This window comes from Thalassotalea castellviae (genome assembly GCF_031846185.1).
GTDB classification, from domain to species: domain Bacteria; phylum Pseudomonadota; class Gammaproteobacteria; order Enterobacterales; family Alteromonadaceae; genus Thalassotalea_H; species Thalassotalea_H castellviae.
Genome location: NZ_JAVRIF010000002.1, coordinates 105292 through 119839 on the forward strand (window position 1 = coordinate 105292; position 14548 = coordinate 119839).

General features: G+C 37.8%; 13 protein-coding genes. 4 read left to right on the forward strand and 9 right to left on the reverse strand.

What is annotated here, in order from left to right:
- Positions 1-45: 45 nt before the first annotated feature.
- From RM573_RS04175 to galU, 5 genes are all read right to left on the reverse strand, one after another.
- A complete protein-coding gene (locus tag RM573_RS04175) occupies positions 46-1764 on the reverse strand; it encodes an SLC13 family permease (RefSeq protein ID WP_311577746.1) in 1719 nt (572 codons plus the stop codon).
- A 131-nt stretch (positions 1765-1895) separates the two neighbouring features.
- Complete coding sequence (cysN, locus tag RM573_RS04180; RefSeq protein WP_311577748.1) at positions 1896-3320, reverse strand: sulfate adenylyltransferase subunit CysN; 1425 nt, start codon at positions 3318-3320, stop codon at positions 1896-1898.
- 87 nt (positions 3321-3407) lie between these two features.
- Complete coding sequence (cysD, locus tag RM573_RS04185) at positions 3408-4307, reverse strand: sulfate adenylyltransferase subunit CysD (RefSeq protein WP_311577750.1); 900 nt, start codon at positions 4305-4307, stop codon at positions 3408-3410.
- Between the two features lie 144 nt (positions 4308-4451).
- Positions 4452-6068 carry a glucose-6-phosphate isomerase gene (pgi, locus tag RM573_RS04190; protein WP_311577752.1) on the reverse strand — a complete coding sequence of 539 codons (1617 nt, stop codon included), beginning with the start codon at positions 6066-6068 and terminating at the stop codon, positions 4452-4454.
- A 206-nt stretch (positions 6069-6274) separates the two neighbouring features.
- A complete protein-coding gene (gene galU, locus RM573_RS04195) occupies positions 6275-7174 on the reverse strand; it encodes a UTP--glucose-1-phosphate uridylyltransferase GalU (RefSeq protein ID WP_311577755.1) in 900 nt (299 codons plus the stop codon).
- A 296-nt stretch (positions 7175-7470) separates the two neighbouring features.
- On the opposite strand from galU, the gene RM573_RS04200 reads away from it, so the two are divergent.
- The 4 genes from RM573_RS04200 (at position 7471) to serA (ending at position 11868) form a co-directional block, all read left to right on the forward strand.
- Complete coding sequence (locus RM573_RS04200; RefSeq protein WP_311577757.1) at positions 7471-9015, forward strand: peptide MFS transporter; 1545 nt, start codon at positions 7471-7473, stop codon at positions 9013-9015.
- Between the two features lie 126 nt (positions 9016-9141).
- A complete protein-coding gene (locus RM573_RS04205; RefSeq protein WP_311577759.1) occupies positions 9142-9750 on the forward strand; it encodes a 5-formyltetrahydrofolate cyclo-ligase in 609 nt (202 codons plus the stop codon).
- An 84-nt stretch (positions 9751-9834) separates the two neighbouring features.
- Complete coding sequence (rpiA, locus tag RM573_RS04210; protein ID WP_311577761.1) at positions 9835-10491, forward strand: ribose-5-phosphate isomerase RpiA; 657 nt, start codon at positions 9835-9837, stop codon at positions 10489-10491.
- Positions 10492-10638: 147 nt separating this feature from the next.
- Complete coding sequence (serA, locus tag RM573_RS04215) at positions 10639-11868, forward strand: phosphoglycerate dehydrogenase (RefSeq protein ID WP_311577763.1); 1230 nt, start codon at positions 10639-10641, stop codon at positions 11866-11868.
- A gap of 150 nt (positions 11869-12018) precedes the next feature.
- Here the strand turns inward: serA and RM573_RS04220 are convergent, their stop codons facing one another.
- From RM573_RS04220 to ribH, 4 genes are all read right to left on the reverse strand, one after another.
- A complete protein-coding gene (locus RM573_RS04220) occupies positions 12019-12480 on the reverse strand; it encodes a phosphatidylglycerophosphatase A family protein (RefSeq protein ID WP_311577765.1) in 462 nt (153 codons plus the stop codon).
- Positions 12470-13453 (reverse strand): thiamine-phosphate kinase, encoded by a 984-nt coding sequence (gene thiL / locus RM573_RS04225; RefSeq protein WP_311577767.1) that lies wholly within the window; start codon positions 13451-13453, stop codon positions 12470-12472. Before thiL ends, RM573_RS04220 begins: the two co-directional genes overlap by 11 nt.
- Before the next feature lie 146 nt (positions 13454-13599).
- On the reverse strand, positions 13600-14016 hold the full coding sequence (nusB, locus tag RM573_RS04230) for a transcription antitermination factor NusB (RefSeq protein ID WP_311577769.1): 417 nt from the start codon (positions 14014-14016) through the stop codon (positions 13600-13602).
- A 29-nt stretch (positions 14017-14045) separates the two neighbouring features.
- Positions 14046-14510 (reverse strand): 6,7-dimethyl-8-ribityllumazine synthase, encoded by a 465-nt coding sequence (gene ribH, locus RM573_RS04235; RefSeq protein WP_311577771.1) that lies wholly within the window; start codon positions 14508-14510, stop codon positions 14046-14048.
- Positions 14511-14548 lie beyond the last annotated feature (38 nt).

Consider the following 14548-nt stretch of genomic DNA (forward strand, 5'->3'; position numbering starts at 1 on the left):
ATTTGCTCTCGCCAAGCCAACTACTAAGCTATTGATTCAATTTTACTAAAAAGGAAAAACATAAGGTAATAACATTAATACAACTGTGCTATAAGCCAAAGATACCGGCAAGCCAAAAGAGACAAAATCTTTTAAGGTATAATTACCTGCGTTATAAACCATGACATTTGTTTGGTAGCCAAACGGGCTAATAAAACTACCACTTGCGGCAAATGCTACCGCCATGACAAAAGGCAATGGGCTGACTCCCAACCCCAACGCTATATTATAGGCAATAGGAAAAACCAAGGCTGCTGCGGCACTGTTGGTGATCAGCTCAGTAATGACTAACGTCGTAATAAATATCACCACTAAAGTCAGATAAGCACTTTTCCCATGTAAAATATGTTCAATATTAACGGCGATTAAGTCAGCAACGCCGCTTGTTTCAAGTGCATTGGCAAGCGTTAACGCCCCCACTACAATCATCCAAATTTCTAAAGGAAAACGGCGCTTTATTTCGTTTACCGTTAAGCAACCTGTAAAAATCAGCAATGAAATATAAAAAATCAAACATTTAAGCAAAGTAACGTTTAATAAAACGGAAACTAAAATACAGGCAATAAAGCCAAACAAGGTTAAGTTATCACGCCAACCAGAGAGCATATTATCGGGTTTATGCCCCGACAAAATATAAAAGTTTTTCGTTAAGTTAGTTCGAGCGCTAAAGTCATTCCCCACAGCTAGTACAAGAAAATCGCCAGGTTTAATTATCATTTCGCCGAGCTTGCCAGATAAGGAACTCCCCTCTCGTTTAATTGCCACAACGGCGGCATCAAATCGCGCTCGAAAGCCAGATTGTTTTAATGTTTTACCAACAATCGTCGCATCAGGCTTAATCAGTACTTCGGTTAAGTTATCTCTGAGTAAACCACTTTGTTCAGCATATAAAGTTAACCCGTCAAATTGCTGTAAAATCAGTATTTTTGAAATATCCCCTGAAAAAATTAACTTATCATTTTTCAAGATCAACTCATCAGGTGACACGGGAGAAATTAAACGGTTATCACGAATTATTTCTGCTAAAAATAGCGAGTCTAAATTTCTTAAGCCATTTTCTTCGATAGTCAAACCGAGCATTTTTGAATCAGGGCTTACTTTAGCCTCTAATAAGTAATCTTGATTTGAAGCATGTTCTTCTTTGATATTCGGCAATTTGTGTTGTCGTATAATGATCAGTAACAAACAAACCAATAAGGCAACAATGCCAATCGGGGTAAAATCAAAAAAACGGATCCCAGCATGACCTTGTTCAATCAACATGGTATTGACGATCAAGTTTGTTGAAGTGCCCACCAAAGTTAAGCTTCCGCCTAATATGGCAGCAAACGATAAAGGGAGTAATAATTTTCCAGGGTTAATTAATCGGTTATTTTTAACCGTGGAAATTAATGCGGCCACCACAGCCGTATTGTTCATTAAAGCAGAAGAAAGTGCGGTATAAGTTAAAGTTCTAACCGTTGATTTAAATGGCGAGCCATTAATCATTGTTGCCGACAAGCGGCGTAAAATGCTGGTTCTTTCAAACGAGAAAGACGCTAATACCAATAAAATTAGAGTAACTAAACCGGAATTTACGGCATTATTAAGGATATGATCCGTATCGACAAAAGAAGTCGCTAAACAGGTTAACATTGCTGCAGAAAATACCCGTTCAGGTCTACGTTGAAACTTTAAAAGTCCAATAAAGGTACCGATAAAAATGACCACTAAAAGCCATTGCATTGCGACCACTTTTATTTTCCTTTTGCTAGCTTACTTATCGATAAAAATATCAGTCGCTGAACACGTAAAGTTAAAGCGTTCAACGACTTGAATGTCAAAGTATCTGCAGTTTTACTCTGACAGTAAAACACTTATTTCAGTTTAGAAATATCACGGGCGCCCCAATGAGGGAAGTGTTTTCTCACAAGCGCATTATATTCAAGTTCAAATGCTGAAAATTCAACTTTTTGATCTTTTGAAATCGCTTTATTGATCATCCCCGCACCAACGGTAATATTACTTAATCGGTCAATAATAATAAAAGCGCCTGTGGTTTTATTGTTGTGATATGCATCAAAATGCAGAGTTTCAGCCACTTCAAAATTTACCGAGCCTATTTCATTTAAAGCAAGTTGAGTAACGTCACTCGTTTCCATGGTATTTACATCGATACGATGTTCAATATCGATGACATGACCAGTAGTAGTTTTACTACCTTGTTTAATATAATATTCACGCCCTGCTTCTAATTCATCTTCATGCATCCAAACAACAGAGGCATTAAATTCTTTCGATGATTCAGGTAAGGCGCCTTTTTTGACGATCATCTCACCGCGGCTAATATCAATTTCATCATCAAGCGTTAACGTAATGGCTTGACCTTTATCAGCACGCTCTAAATTTCCATCAAAGGTAACGATCGATTTTACCGTACTTTCTTTTCCAGAAGGTAAAGCAACAATCTCATCACCAACGCGAATATGACCTGAGCCAATCGTACCAGAGAAGCCTCTGAAGTTTAAATTAGGACGGTTAACATATTGCACTTGCAGTCGAAATTGTGTGAAGCTTTCATCGTTATCAACAGAAATAGTATTTAACAATTTCATCATTGTAGCGCCCGGATACCATGAAATATTGGCACTTTCTTCTACAACATTATCACCATTTAATGCAGAAATAGGTACGAAACGCACATCATCAAATGCTAAACCATCAGCAAAGTCGCGATACTCTTTCTTAATGGACTGATAACGTTCTTGGCTATAATCAACCAAATCCATTTTATTGACAGCCACTAATACGTGTTTAACGCCAAGTAATGAACAAATAAAAGAATGACGACGGGTTTGAACTTGCACACCATGACGGGCATCAATCAAAATAATCGCTAAATCACACGTAGAAGCACCTGTTGCCATATTACGTGTGTATTGTTCATGACCTGGAGTATCTGCAATAATAAACTTGCGCTTATCGGTTGCAAAATAACGGTAAGCAACGTCAATGGTAATACCTTGTTCACGCTCAGATTGTAAACCATCAACCAATAACGCTAGATCAACTGCTTCACCCGTAGTTCCTGACTTTTTACTGTCATTTTCAATCGCGGCAAGCTGATCTTCAAAAATCATTTTTGAGTCGTGTAATAGACGACCAATTAGTGTACTTTTGCCGTCATCAACACTACCACAGGTAAAAAATCGCAACATTTCTTTATTTTCATGTTGCTTTAAATACGCTTCAATATCTGTTTCAAGCAAATTTGTTTCAAGTGAGTCTGATTGATTACTCATTTTTTTTCCTTTGGAATTTATTCTTATATCAGCACTAAGGCCTGATACGGATTAATATTGTTAGTTGGATAAATGACTAATGTAGGCTTAGAAATAACCTTCCATTTTTTTCTTTTCCATCGAACCTGCAGAATCATGGTCAATAACACGCCCTTGACGTTCAGAGGTTTTGGTTAACAACATTTCTTGAATAATTTCAGGTAAAGTCGTGGCATCAGATTCAACCGCTCCGGTTAACGGATAACAACCTAAAGTTCTAAAGCGAACATTTTTCATCATCACTTCTTCACCTTCTTCAATTGGCATACGATCATCATCAACCATGATCAAAGTGCCGTCACGTTCAACAACTGGACGCTTTTCAGAAAGGTATAACGGAACAATTTTAATATTTTCTAAATAAATATATTGCCAAATATCTAGCTCAGTCCAGTTTGATAATGGGAAAACACGAATACTTTCACCTTTATTGACTTTACCGTTATAAACATTCCACAATTCAGGACGTTGGCTTTTAGGATCCCAACGATGATTTTTGTCGCGAAATGAATATACCCGTTCCTTAGCACGAGATTTTTCTTCATCACGACGCGCACCACCAAAAGCGGCATCAAAACCGTATTTATCTAACGCTTGTTTTAGCCCTTGGGTTTTCATGATATCGGTATGTTTGGCACTACCATGCTCAAATGGGCTGATGTTCATGGCAAGACCTTCAGGGTTTTTATGCACTAATAGCTCAAAACCGTACTCTTTTGCCATTTGATCACGAAATTCAATCATTTCTTTGAATTTCCAGGTCGTGTCAACATGCAATAACGGAAAAGGTATTTTTCCAGGTGCAAACGCTTTACGGGCAAGGTGAAGTAAAACAGCAGAGTCTTTTCCGACAGAATAAAGCATCACTGGGTTATCAAACTCAGCAGCAACTTCACGCATTATGTGGATAGATTCAGCTTCTAACTTTTGTAAATGAGTTAAATTCATTGGCTTCTTAACGTTAAATCCCTATTAAATATGACATGAATTTTGGCATAATACTTTAGTATGTTCCAATATAAGAAAGAAATTTAATAGACAAAAAATGAATATAAAAATCATTCAAGCATTCATTTAGTATTAAGTAAGGAGTTATTTAGCCTGATTAAACTTGGAAATTAATGATAATGACGAGGAAGATAACCGTTCGCTTTGCTCTCCATCCATTACCTTTAATATTTGATTACCTAATTGTTTACCTAATTCTACTCCCCACTGATCAAAAGAATTAAGTTGCCACAAAGCCCCTTGAACAAATATTTTATGTTCATATAAAGCTAACAAAGCACCGAATGATTTAGGTGTGACACTTTTTAACAATAACGTATTACTTGGGGTATTACCTTTCATGGTTTTATGGGGAGCTAAGCTTTCAATATCATCTGACGAGAAACCTGCAGCAGATAACTCTTCTTTTACTTGCGATAAGCTTTTACCTTGCATTAATGCTTCACTTTGCGCAAAACAATTTGCGACAAGCACTTGATGATGGCTGTTAAATGGGCTTGAACTGTTGAGGGCAATAATAAAATCAGTGGGGATAATATCATCACTTTGATGCATTAATTGCATGAAAGCATGTTGGCCATTTGTGCCTTCCTGACCAAAAACAACCGGCGCAGTCTGCCACGATAATTTTTCACCATTAACACCAACAGATTTACCATTACTTTCCATGTCTGTCTGTTGCAAATACCCCGGTAAAGCACGTAAAGAATGATCATAAGGTAAAATGGCTAAACTAGAATGAGCTAGACCATTACGATTCCATATCCCTAGTAGCGCTAATAAAACAGGCATATTCTCTGAAAAAGAGGCCGTTTTAAAATGGTCGTCCATCTGTGCTGCACCGGATTTTAACTGTGAGAACCCTTGGTTTCCTATCGCCAGCGCTAGCGGTAAGCCAACGGCAGACCATAACGAAAATCGACCACCAACCCAGTCCCACATAGGTAAAATATGTTGTTTTGATAAACCAAATGAGATCACCGCATCAATATTGGTACTAATGGCGAACCATTGCTTTTCGATAATATCCTTATTGTTAGCGCTTGATAACATCCAATTTTTTATCGCTGTAGCATTGAGTAGTGTTTCTTGAGTGGTAAAAGTTTTTGATATCACCACAACTAACGTTGTTTCAACGGGTAGTAGACGCATTTTTTCTTCAACCGCACCGCCATCGACATTAGCTAACACATGAACATTTAATCCCGTAGTATGATATGGCTTAAGTGCAGTGAGTGCGACTTTTATACCGTAATATGATCCTCCAATACCAATGGCTAAAACATCCGTAAATTTTTCTCCTGATGCCGAAAGTAGCTTGCCTGAACAAACATTATCAACAATTTCAGCCATTTTATTTTCGGTCTCAATAACTTCTTGCGCTGTTTCTTTCAATATTGAGTGTTTTAATGACTTTGAGGCTCTTAATGCAGTGTGTAAAACAGCCCGATTTTCTGTTTTATTAATTTTTTCACCTGAAAACATCTCATTGATCGTCTCAGATAAATGACAATTTTCTGCCCACTGAAACAAAGCAGATAACTCGTTATCACAGATATTTTGTTTTGAATAATCAAGAAAGATATCGCCAACCGAGACAGAAAATTTATCGGCCCGATTTGCATCAGTAAATAATTCTAAAATAGAACGATTTTTCACCTGCTTTGCAAGTTGGCAAATATCATTTAGCTCTTGAAACACCGATATATCCTTATTTTATCAATCAACTATTATTAACTATTACTAAAGTGCTTAACTAATGAGAGACGCATACAGAAACACCTATTTTAAAACAATCATTAAATACGATACGGTCTTAGAAGTAACATGAAAGGTAACACTGTATTAAGGTATTTAAGCAGAAAAGACTTTCCGCATTAAATACCTCACTATTTACTGTAAATAGACTATTTTAATAACTCAATTAAATGTTGTTTAAAGTCATCAGCAAGTTCAGGATGTCTTAAACCATATTCAACGTTGGCATTCATATAACCAAGCTTAGAGCCACAGTCATGTGATTTACCTGTCATATGGAAAGCCTCAACAGTTTCTTTTTCCATCAGCATTGCAATTGCATCGGTTAGCTGAATTTCATCACCAGCTCCTGGAGGTGTTAAACTGAGCAAATCCCAAATTTTTTCAGACAAGACATAACGACCGACAACCGCTAAATTCGATGGTGCACTTTCTACCGGTGGCTTTTCAACAATAGCCGTCATGGTTTTTGACTCTCCTGGCGCAAGTTCATAACCGCCACAATCAACAACGCCGTAGCTACTGACTTTTTCCATAGGTACAGGTTCAACCATGATCTGACTATAATTGCCTATTTCCTTATAACGGGTAAGCATGGCAGAAAGGTTTTCTGTTTTTAGGTTGGCATGAACATCATCGAGGATAACATCAGGTAAAACCACAGCAAAAGGCTCATTTCCGATAATTGGACGCGCTTTTAATACCGCATGTCCCAAGCCTTTCGCTTCACCTTGACGCACATGCAATATAGTGATGTCTTTTGGGCAAATCGCTTGAATTTCATCGAGTAATTGACGTTTAACACGCTTTTCAAGCGTCGTTTCTAATTCAAAGGATTTATCAAAGTGATTTTCAATAGCATTTTTCGAAGAATGGGTCACTAAAACAATTTCTTTAATGCCCGCATCGATACATTCATTGACAATATATTGAATTAACGGCTTATCCACTATCGGCAACATTTCTTTCGGGATGGCTTTCGTTGCGGGTAACATTCTTGTTCCAAGACCTGCGACAGGGATCACTGCTTTGGTAATTTTTTTTTCCATATTGACCATCTTTATTGACTATAATTTATGTTAACTGGGTTAAATAGTACTATTAATTAACATTTAAACTCCAGTTTAATGTTATTTTTTCAGAATTTAATTCATTTTCAATCGAATTCTTCCGCTTAAAACATCAGATAACTGCGCGATAAACTTGCGCTTGATGGCTATCAAAGGTATAAATGCCGCTGATTTATTATAAAAAGCGTCGACATCGATACGTTTGATTTAACCATTAAACAACCACACCAATAATAAAAATAGATGTACGTCGCCCCTTACGAAGGAAATTATATATGACAACGCAAACTGACCATTCGTTCTTTGGTCATCCTAAAGGCTTACAAACTTTGTTTATCACAGAAATGTGGGAACGTATGAGTTATTATGGCATGCGCATGCTGCTTGTACTTTTTATGACAGCAACATTACAAGAAGGCGGTTTAGGCTTAACTGTCGCATCTGCAGCAGCAATTTATGGTTTATATACCGGTAGTGTTTATTTTATGGGCTTACCTGGCGGTTGGATTTCTGACCGATTGCTCGGTGGGCAAAAGTCTGTTTGGTACGGCGCTATCATTATTATGATTGGCCATATTATTTTAGCCATTCCAAGTGATGATACTTTCTTTATAGGTTTAATCGTTGTTATTTTAGGTACCGGTTTATTAAAGCCCAATATCGGCGCTATGGTTGGTCAATTATATGCGGATAAAGATGTTCGTCGTGATAGTGGCTACGCCATATATTATATGGGCATTAATATAGGCTCTGTAATTGGTTACGGCGTTTGTGGTTACTTAATGGAAAATGTTGGCTGGCACTGGGCATTTGGCGCAGCTGCAGTTGGTATGGCGTTAGGTTTAATTCAATATAAAATTACTACTCCTAAACTTGCTGGCGTTGGTGAACACCCTGTTTATCCGATGTCAGAAAAAGCTCAGAAAACAAGTTGGTCACTAATTGGTGCCGTATTAGGTGGTATAGCTATAGTCACAGCCTTAGTTTTCAATGGTACTATTTCAATCGACCCGGTAGCGGTAGCACAATATGTTGCGATAGCATTCTCGCTTATTTTTGTTATTTATTACGCCGTTATTTACTTTTTCAGTAACTTAACCCCAAATGAAAAGAAAAGACTGTGGGCATTATTACTGATTTGTATCGCTTCTGCCTGTTTTTGGTCTGGATTTGAGCAAGCAGGTTCTTCAATGAACTTATTCGCACGTGATTATACCGACCGTTTAGTTGGCTCATTTGAGGTACCTACAGGCTGGTTCCAATCACTAAATTCTGTGTTTATTGTTTTATTGTCTCCTTTCTTCGCTGCATTATGGATTAACTTAGGTAAAAAATTAGTTAGCCCCTCTTACGGTATTAAATGTGCCTTTGGTTTGATCATCATGGCAAGTGGTTTTATCGTAATGTTTTTTGCTGCACAATACGCCGCTTCAGGTATGAAAGTAGCGCCTTATTGGTTAGTTGCCACTTACTTTTTACACACAGTAGGTGAATTATGTTTAAGTCCAGTTGCACTTAGTGCGGTTAGTAAACTTTCTCCTAAACGTTTTGCTGGTCAAATGATGGGGATTTTCGTATTAACCTATTCAATTGGTAATATTATTTCTGGTTTACTAGCGGGTAACTACGATCCAAATAACGTAGAGCAAATACCTTCGTTATATCTCCAAATTAGTTTATTTAGTATTGGTATCGGGATTGTAATGTTGTTAATTGGTTTGAAATCAAGATTTTGGGAAAGCCTTGCTGCTGATGATGAAGACCCTAAAGCGGAAGATACAGCGGCTGAACACGTGAAGTCAGCATCGCCAGTTAGTTAATTATTTCAACTTAAAATAAAAGCAGTTCCTATAAAATAGCCAACAATATCGTTGGCTATTTTTTTACTTTCACTTTTTTGCTTCGCCGTTTATTGTTAACTTATCAATCCATACTGATCAGACAAAATGACTACCTCTAATTCACTTTCTAGAAATGAAATTAGGCATGTAATTCGCCAGAAACGTCAATCATTAGATGAAACAACCCAGCAACAACAGTCACAGCGTTTAGCGAGCAGTTTACTCAATCACCCAAAAGTACTTACCGCTCAGTCTATTGCTATCTACTTAACTAATGATGGTGAGTTAAATACGGATAAATTTATTCACGCGTGTTGGGCGCAAAACATAAAGACTTACTTACCTGTGCTTCACCCTTTTAGTAAAGGTCATTTATTATTTTTGCACTATCATGAACACACCATAATGCAACGGAACAAATATCATATTTTAGAGCCGAAATTGAACGTTTTGGATGTCTTGCCACTTGAACAACTCGATATCATTTTTACTCCGTTAGTTGCTTTTGACAAGACAGGAGCAAGGCTTGGGATGGGAGGTGGATACTACGATAGAACACTGAGTAAATGGTACGCCCAAAAAGCAAAAACAAATAAACCCTACCCGATTGGCTTAGCTCATGACTTTCAACAGGTTGAGACAATTCCCAGTGAACATTGGGATATTCCAATTCCTGAAATTATTACACCTAACCATCAATTTAAATTTTATTAATCTTAATACTTCTTTTCCTTCGATAACATATATTCAGCCGTTATTGGCTGATATAATAACGGCAAAAATTACAGGACCTCCTCTATGACTCAAGATGAAATGAAAAAAGCAGCGGCTATCAAAGCGCTAGAATTTGTTAAAAAAGATTCTATCGTTGGTGTTGGTACAGGCTCAACGGTTAACCACTTTATAGACGCATTAGCGACAATGAAAAATGATATTGAAGGCGCCGTTTCAAGCTCAGAGGAGTCAACCAAAAGATTACAAGCTCACGGCATTGAAGTATTTGATTTAAATAATGTTGATGTTATTGATGTTTACATTGACGGTGCCGATGAAATTACCAAGCACATGCATATGATCAAAGGTGGCGGCGCTGCACTTACCCGCGAAAAAATTGTTGCCGCGGTGGCAAAATCTTTTATCTGCATTTGCGATCAATCTAAGCAAGTTGAAGTTTTGGGCAAATTTCCATTACCTGTTGAAGTGATCCCTATGGCAAGGAGTTATGTTGCCCGAGAATTAGTAAAACTTGGTGGTGATCCAGTTTATCGTCAAGGCGTGATCACAGATAACGGAAACGTCATTCTCGATGTGCATAACTTAGACATAATCGATCCAATACGCTTGGAAAATGACATCAATGCCTTGGTAGGTGTTGTTACCAATGGTTTGTTTGCCGCTCGCGGTGCCGATGTTTTAATACTTGGAACCCCTGAAGGGGCAAAAATAGTAAAATAACACTTTAGAGTTTATGCACTATATGTTAGTTTAATATCAGATTTAGGCATCTAGCCATCTATTTGATTTTTGTAAGCGGTTTGAGAGCTTATCCTTACATTAACATTTTAATAGTTTTAGTAACTTTACCAAGAGTGATTATCGATCATGAGTAATAAATCATTAGCAAAAGAAAAAATTAAGATCTTATTATTAGAAGGTGTTCATCAAAGCGCTATTGAAGAGCTTAAATCTCAAGGATATAGCAACATTGAATATTTGAAAACGTCTTTAGCTGAAGAAGAATTGATCGAAAAAATTTCCTCTGTACATTTTATTGGTATTCGCTCACGTACTATGTTGAATGAAAATGTACTTAAGCATGCCAAAAAACTCGTGGCGATTGGTTGTTATTGTATTGGCACAAACCAAGTTGATACCAAAGCCGCTCAAAAGTTAGGAATACCAGTATTTAATGCGCCTTTCTCAAATACTCGTTCAGTTGCTGAATTAGTCATCGGTGAATTATTGCTTTTATTACGTGGTATACCTGAGAAAAGTGCACAAGCGCATCGTGGAGTGTGGAATAAGTCTGCGGTAGGATCGGTGGAAGCCAGAGGAAAAACTTTAGGTATTATTGGTTATGGCCATATCGGTATGCAATTAGGCATACTTGCTGAAACCATTGGCATGAAAGTACGCTTTTATGACATTGAAACTAAATTACCTTTAGGTAATGCAAGCCAAGCTTCATCACTTAATGCCTTACTTGCTGAATCTGATGTTGTTAGCTTGCATGTACCAGAAACCCCTCAAACTCAAAATATGATGGCGGTTGCTGAATTTAACGCTATGAAAGATGGTGTTATCTTTATCAATGCCTCACGTGGTACCGTTGTTGATATTGACGCATTATCGCAAGCATTGAAGGCCAAAAAAGTTGCAGGTGCCGCTATTGATGTTTTCCCAGTGGAACCGAAAGGCAACGATGAAGAATTTGTTTCACCATTACGTGAGTTTGATAATGTGATTTTAACGCCTCACATTGGCGGTAGCACGAAAGAAGCTCAAGAAAATATAGGCTTAGAAGTCGCCAGTAAATTAGCGAAATATTCAGATAATGGCTCAACATTGTCTGCAGTGAATTTTCCGCAAGTGTCTTTACCAGGTCATACAGGCACCAGCCGTTTACTACACATTCATCGCAATCAGCCGGGCATTTTGACTAAAATTAACCAAGCATTTGCCGAGCATAACGTGAATATTGCTGCTCAGTATCTACAAACCGATGATGAAATTGGCTATGTGGTTATTGATATTGAAACTGCGGATAGCGCAACCGCTTTACGAGCATTAAAAGCCATTGAAGGTACTATTAAAGCGAGAATCTTGCATTAATAATGGTTTGATTAGCTAATCAGCATGTAATTAAACGAAAGCCCAAATATCGCTATTTGGGCTTTTATCTTAAACTGGCTTGGGTTGGCTTGCACAGATGATTTATCAACCGAAGTAAGTGAGCCTATTAGGAAAGAATATAATCAATCACTAAAAAATTAAGTGCATACATGCTAATGCAGCAAATCCCGCAACAATATCATCGATCATAATGCCAAAACCACCATGACAATGTTTATCGAGCCAAGAAATCGGCCAAGGTTTAACAATGTCAAAGAGTCGAAATAAAACAAATCCAACAAAAATTGTTTGCCACGTCAATGGGAGCATAAACATTGTGATAAATAAACCGACAATTTCGTCCCATACGATAGCAGGATGATCATGTACACCAGCCGCTTTTGCAGCATAACCGCATAAATAAATGCCAATTAACGACATCACGACAACTAACATCGCATACTGAGTTACGGTCAAAGAAGCGCATAACAATAATAAAGGGATCGCTGCAATTGTACCGAATGTACCGGGCGCTTTCGGCGCAAGTCCACTACCAAAACCTAATGCGAGAAACTGAATAGGATCAGATAAGTTGAATTTATTAGCGCTCATGGGAATTATCTTTCGCTGAAAAATGCTCAAATCCAATGGCGTTTATTTGAGTCACTTCACTATTAAGCGTGGTGGTAACTTTACTGGTAGCATTTAACTGACCAATACAAGTAACCTTTACGCCTACATTAGCCAAAGCCGTTTCCATGCCCACTTTATTATCGGCAGAAACAGTAAATAACAATTCGTAATCGTCGCCACCTTGTAACGCTAATTCGATTGCCGCTTCATGCCCTAATGTGTCGATAAGCTCATTTGAAAGAGGTAAATCTTCGAGCACAATATTTACCCCAACATTAGAGGCTTTACGAATGTGTTCAAGATCAGAGAGCACACCATCGGATAAATCTATCGCAGCAGAAGCATACTCACGGAGCGCTTGTCCTGCTAATACCCGAGGCTTAGGGTAATTTAACCTTTGATATGTCGCGGTTAATGTTTCTTTTGAAAGCTCAATTTTACCGTAATAATGCTTAATAGCTAAAGCTGCATCACCAATTTCACCCGTTACATATAACCAATCGCCAGCTTTAGCGCCACTTCGACTAATATGTTTATCAAACGGTATTAACCCTTGTGCAGTAACTGTGATACTTAATGGTCCTTGGGTAGTATCGCCCCCCACTAACTGAACATTATAATATTCACACAGTTCAAATACGCCGGCACAAAACTCACCAACCCATGTTTCATCAATTTCAGGTAAGGTAATCGCAACTGATATCCATGATGGCTCAGCTCCCATAGCTGCAAGATCGGATAAATTCACCGCGATAGCCTTATGACCTATAGCACGGGGTTCAGTTTCATGGGGAAAATGTACTCCTGCAACTAAAGTGTCTGTTGTTACGGCAATATTTTGTCGTTCAGCAGGCGTTAACAACGCACAGTCATCACCAATACCAAGCACGACATCTTTACGATTTACTGCTTGTTCAGTAAAATATTTCTTAATCAGTTCAAATTCTTTCATAACAATTTATCACATATCAAAAAGGCTAATATCAGACATGTTTTATATGACTAGTGAAGTAATATAAAACAGAATGTTGCGCGCATAAAAATACAAAAGGCGCACATAATCATGGCGCCTAATAATTCAAGTAGCTATTGGTTAAATTATGCTTCTGGACGAATTAATTTAACTGCTTTATCAAGCACACCATTAATAAACTTATGACTATCATCAGCAGCAAAAAGTTTCGCTAATTCGATAGCTTCGTTAATAACGACCCGATAAGGAACGTCTAAACAATCACTTAGTTCAAAAATAGCAACCCGTAAAATTGCCTTTTCAATATGATCAACATCACATAAAGGGCGGTCAAGGTGTGGCTCAATAGCTGAATCAATTGAACTTACTTGTGAAGTAACACCACGAAATAATTTTTGAAAGAATTCAATTTCAAAACGTCGCTTTGCGTTTTCTGTTAAAAAATGAGCTTCAACATCAGTAACTGAATTTTCACTCATTTGCCATGAATATACGGCTTGTACCGCTAATTCACGGGCTTTTCTTCTAGGTGATGGTTTCACAACACTCTCCAAATAAATTACTAGCTAAATTATAGCTGAGAAAGTACGTTAACCATTTCCAAAGCACCAAGAGCAGCTTCACCACCTTTGTTACCTGCTTTAGTACCAGCTCTTTCGATTGCTTGCTCAATTGAATCGGTTGTGATCACCCCGAAAGATACTGGGATTTCAGAATCTAAACAAACCTGAGCTAAGCCTTTATTACATTCACCAGCAACAAAGTCGAAATGTGGCGTACCACCACGAATCACCGCACCAATAGCGATAATTGCATCAAACTTACCACTTTTCGCTGCTTTCTTAGCCACTAAAGGTAATTCATAAGCACCTGGTACTTTGATTATTGTAATATCTTCATCGGCCACTTGACCAAAACGTTTTAACACATCAACAGCGCCATTTTGTAGGCTATCAACGATATAATGATTAAAGCGAGACACAACGATTGCAAATTTTTTGCCCGGCGCAGGAATAGTAGCTTCGATAACATTCATTCTACAGATCAACTCTTAATTAAAAAATTGTCGCGATT

Coding starts and splice junctions, on each gene's coding strand:
- RM573_RS04175 (WP_311577746.1), bottom strand. CDS start 1,764: ATGCAATGGCTTTTAGTGGTCATTTTTATCGGTACCTTTATTGGACTT.
- cysN (WP_311577748.1), bottom strand. CDS start 3,320: ATGAGTAATCAATCAGACTCACTTGAAACAAATTTGCTTGAAACAGAT.
- cysD (WP_311577750.1), bottom strand. CDS start 4,307: ATGAATTTAACTCATTTACAAAAGTTAGAAGCTGAATCTATCCACATA.
- galU (WP_311577755.1), bottom strand. CDS start 7,174: ATGGAAAAAAAAATTACCAAAGCAGTGATCCCTGTCGCAGGTCTTGGA.
- RM573_RS04200 (WP_311577757.1), top strand. CDS start 7,471: ATGACAACGCAAACTGACCATTCGTTCTTTGGTCATCCTAAAGGCTTA.
- RM573_RS04205 (WP_311577759.1), top strand. CDS start 9,142: ATGACTACCTCTAATTCACTTTCTAGAAATGAAATTAGGCATGTAATT.
- rpiA (WP_311577761.1), top strand. CDS start 9,835: ATGACTCAAGATGAAATGAAAAAAGCAGCGGCTATCAAAGCGCTAGAA.
- serA (WP_311577763.1), top strand. CDS start 10,639: ATGAGTAATAAATCATTAGCAAAAGAAAAAATTAAGATCTTATTATTA.
- RM573_RS04220 (WP_311577765.1), bottom strand. CDS start 12,480: ATGAGCGCTAATAAATTCAACTTATCTGATCCTATTCAGTTTCTCGCA.
- thiL (WP_311577767.1), bottom strand. CDS start 13,453: ATGAAAGAATTTGAACTGATTAAGAAATATTTTACTGAACAAGCAGTA.
- ribH (WP_311577771.1), bottom strand. CDS start 14,510: ATGAATGTTATCGAAGCTACTATTCCTGCGCCGGGCAAAAAATTTGCA.